At 39.8% G+C, this 3,906-nt stretch carries 3 protein-coding genes; 2 read left to right on the top strand and 1 reads right to left on the bottom strand.

The genetic code is table 11. From position 1 onward, the window contains the following. Nucleotides 1-789, top strand: a 789-nt coding sequence (locus tag ACJ751_RS15235) for an MBL fold metallo-hydrolase (RefSeq protein ID WP_407746361.1), incomplete at its 5' end; no start/stop codon positions are given. Beyond that, entirely contained in the window at nt 783-1,244 is a 462-nt protein-coding gene (locus ACJ751_RS15230) for a nuclear transport factor 2 family protein (protein WP_407746360.1), read from the top strand. The genes ACJ751_RS15235 and ACJ751_RS15230, both read left to right, overlap by 7 nt. A gap of 507 nt (nt 1,245-1,751) precedes the next feature. On the opposite strand, the gene ACJ751_RS15225 is transcribed toward ACJ751_RS15230, so the two are convergent. Next, a partial coding sequence (locus tag ACJ751_RS15225; RefSeq protein WP_407746359.1) for a gliding motility-associated C-terminal domain-containing protein occupies nt 1,752-3,906 on the bottom strand: 2,155 nt, incomplete at its 5' end.

Here is a 3,906-nt window from a genome sequence, read left to right as displayed (position 1 = left end):
CTCGACATTTACAACGCATCGGAAAATAGTTTTGGTGTAGCATCAGTAATTGTTTCAGGAAAAACAGATGCTGTTTTAATTGATGCACAATTTACTCTGGCTGATGCCGAAAAAGTGGCACAGCAAATTAAAAATTCGGGTAAAAAGTTAATCAGTATTTATATTTCTCATACAGACCCCGATTTTTACTTTGGGTTGGAAGTATTCAAAAAATATTTTCCGGAAGTTACCGCTTACGCTTCGCCGGCAACAGTAGAATCTATCAAAGCAACGGCACAGAAAAAGCTGGAGATTTGGGGCGGAAGATTAGGTAAAGCTATCACTTCAAATATTGTTTTGCCACAAGTTTTAAAAGGTAATAGTATTGAGCTGGAGGGTCAGCAATTAGAAATTGTAGGTTTGGAAGAGTTTCCATCTAAAACTTTTGTTTGGATACCTTCTATAAAAGCAGTGATAGGTGGCATCAATGTTTTTGGAACCACTTTTAACCTATGGATGGCAGATGCACAGACAGCAGAAGCTCGCAAACAATGGATTGCTGTATTGGATAATATAGAAGCTTTGCATCCGTCAATCGTAATACCTGCACACGCTAATTCCAATTCACCTTTCGATATTAGTGCGGTAAAACATACCAAAAGCTATATCCAATTTTACGAAGAAGCGTTGAAAACCAACAAAACTTCCGAAGCATTAATTGCAGCAATAAAAGCAAAATATCCAACCTTAACTTTTGAAACTGCTTTACAAATAGGAGCTAAGGTAAACACAGGGGAGATGAAATGGTAAAACAAATAATCTTCAACCTGGCAATGTTCATTGCATTGTCAGGTTGTTTTTTAAATAAAAATAGAATGACAAATCTTGAAATAATAAAAAGCACTTACGAAGGAAAAACTTCGGAAGAAAATGGAAAAAACCTTGCTAAATATGTGGCTGATGAGATTTCCTGGACAGAAGCCAAAGGTTTTCCGTATGCAGGCACATACATCGGTTTGGACAACGTGACCAAAAATGTTTTTAGCCGGTTGGGAAGCGAATGGATAGATTATAAATTTACTCCCGAAGATTATGTTGCCAGCGATGATAAAGTGGTAGCATATGGAACATATACAGGTACATACAAACTGACAGGCAAAGCCTTTATAGCGAGGGCTGCTCATGTTTGGAGATTGAAAGCCGGTGAAATTGTAAAGTTTGAGCAGTTTGTAGATAGTCAGCCAGTGATTGATGCAACAAAATAAGATCAACGCAAATTATTGGAGAGCATTAACTTCAAACAATTTGGTGACTTCTCTTGTTATTCCGCGCAAAATTCTGAATATATGTTTAGAACTTTGTCACACATCTAATGTATTATGCCGCATTAATAACTTACTATGACTCGTCAATAACTAACATTGGACCAACCTGACTAAACTTTGAACCAATCTCACTAATCTTTGAACCAATCTCACTAATTTTTGGAGCATCCTTACAAACTTTGGAGCAACTATAGTTAAATATGGCAAACTCTGTACAATTTACTGATAAGTTCATAACTATGGACCATAAGTAACTAATTTATCGTATAAAGTTTATTACTTACATGCACAAGATTAATACTTATGTCGAAAAATTACAAACTGATGCTCCAAAGTTGGTTATTGATGATCGTTATATAAGAATTGATGGAAAGTAATTCGAATTTGATGAATGTTAATGAACGAGGGTTAATTCATAGTTAGCTAGGATAATTGCATAAAATACGGTTAACGGACCAATGTAAGACTACCTTTTAAAAATATTTGCTTACCATTTAATACACCGGAGATCTGGTATACAAATGTTCCTGAAGACTGGTCAATGCCAATAAAGCGACCATCCCATCCAGACGATATTTGATTCGTTGAAAAAACTACTTGCCCCCAACGGTTGTAGATTTTTAATTGAGTCAGGTCGAAATTGGTATGCGGCGGAATACGGAACAGATCATTTTTCCCATCTCCATTCGGCGTAAACGCATTTGGTATATTTAATGAGTAGAGGGGCTTAATCTTAGCATCGCTGTATGCAGCGCATCCGTCCGTTGACACAACGCTGAGTCGGTAAGTGGTTTCATCCATTATGGGAACAGTAGTGGCATTCAGAGAGGTCTTATTTGAAAGCAATGCAGAAGGCTCCCAGTTAAATGAACGTATAGGTAGATTGATAATAGAATTGAACGTTACCTGTGTTCCCGGTTTTACGATCGTGTCAGCCGGAAAGATTACAATATCCGGCAGGGGATTGACCTTAATGGTGATAACATTGGACGTTGAAGATTGCGTTGCGCATGTATTTTGTCCGGGAGTTATAGTACAGGTGATCCTGTCCTGATCCGAAAGATTTCTTACGATGACCACTGGCTTGTTTGAACCGACTTCTACGTTATTTAGTTTCCATACATAAACAGGTGCGCTGCCGGCATTGGATATATTTGCTTCAACAGTAACATCCTCACCTTTACATATTGTAGTGTTAGCTGTACTGATAGTTATTCCCGCTGTTGTGTTTGTATTTACACTAATAGCAATCGGATTAGAAGTTGCCAGAGATGACGTCACACAGCTTTCGCTTGAAAGGAGCGTGCACGTAACGATGTCTCCATCGGCCAGCGTACTACTACTAAAGCGGTCACTATTGCTGCCTGTAGACACATTATTTACGTACCATGTGTATTGCGGTTGACTTCCGGGGTTGGAACTGTTTGAACTGAATGCAATATTGGTTCCTTTACAAATTGTAGTCTGATTACTGGATATTGTCAAAGCTGGTATCAACAGGTCATTCACAGCCATTTTGATTACCGGGGAAACAGCTGATGTTGTACCTCCGCAAACAGAAGTACACACTATCTCACAATTGATAACATCATTATTGACAAGTGTATTATCCATATACGTTGGTGAATTACTACCAACATTGTTGCCATTCTTTTTCCACTGATAGGTAGGCGAAGCGGCATTGGTAGTTTGCGCGGTAAATGTCACCGGAGTACCTTTGCAAATTTTATTATTGTCGGCCTTAACCGTTAATACAGGAGGCACATTAATTGTTGGAGTACTTGCCAGTATTTGTTTTCCGGAAAACTTACAGGTGTTATAAGCCAGTACATCGACCTGCCCGCTGCCTGCGCCTACCGTCACAGTTAGTTGTGTTGTTCCCTGGCCTGATTGTATTGACCAGCCTGCGGGAACTGACCAGGTATAACCGGTAGCATCATTTACCGGATCTATATCATAGATTACCGTTGTGCCTGCACAAGGAGAGGAACTGCCATTGATCGAATTGGGTACGTCAGGTGTATTTAATAAACATTGACCAAGCTTTACCACCCAGATGTCTGATTTTCCTTTGTTGACCAAAACATCCCCATCGCTGGAGTAGGAAGTGCCGGCAACGATATAACCGCCATCTGAAGTAACTTTGAAACAATGTGCGACGTCTTGCTTTGATCCGCCGAGTGTCTTCTCCCAAAGCAGTCCGCCGTTCATATCGACCTTGAATACCCAATAGTCGTTATTACCATGGTTGCTACTTACATCTACACTTGTGCTCAAGGTTCTCCCGCCAACAATAACCCCCCCATCAGCCGTTTGTTCAAGGGAATACGGATCATCGTAATTGTATCCTCCATAATTCTTTTGCCATAAAAGGTTACCCAGCGCATCATATTTCAGCAGGTAAATATCGTCTTGACCATAGTGTTTCGTTATATCTCCATTAGATGAGAAGGCGTAACCGGCAACTACGTATCCACCGTCGCTGGTACAAACAAGCCTCATGGCCTCATCATCCAATGAACCACCAAAATTTTTTATCCATAGCAAATTGCCCTGGGCATCCAGTTTACCTGTGATAATGTCGTAATTGCCTCTGGAGTTT

The organism is Niastella sp. (assembly GCF_045805085.1).
Classification (GTDB): Bacteria; Bacteroidota; Bacteroidia; order Chitinophagales; family Chitinophagaceae; genus Niastella.
The sequence above is the reverse complement of the archived record's forward strand: the minus strand, read 5'-3'. Positions and strand labels throughout refer to the sequence as shown.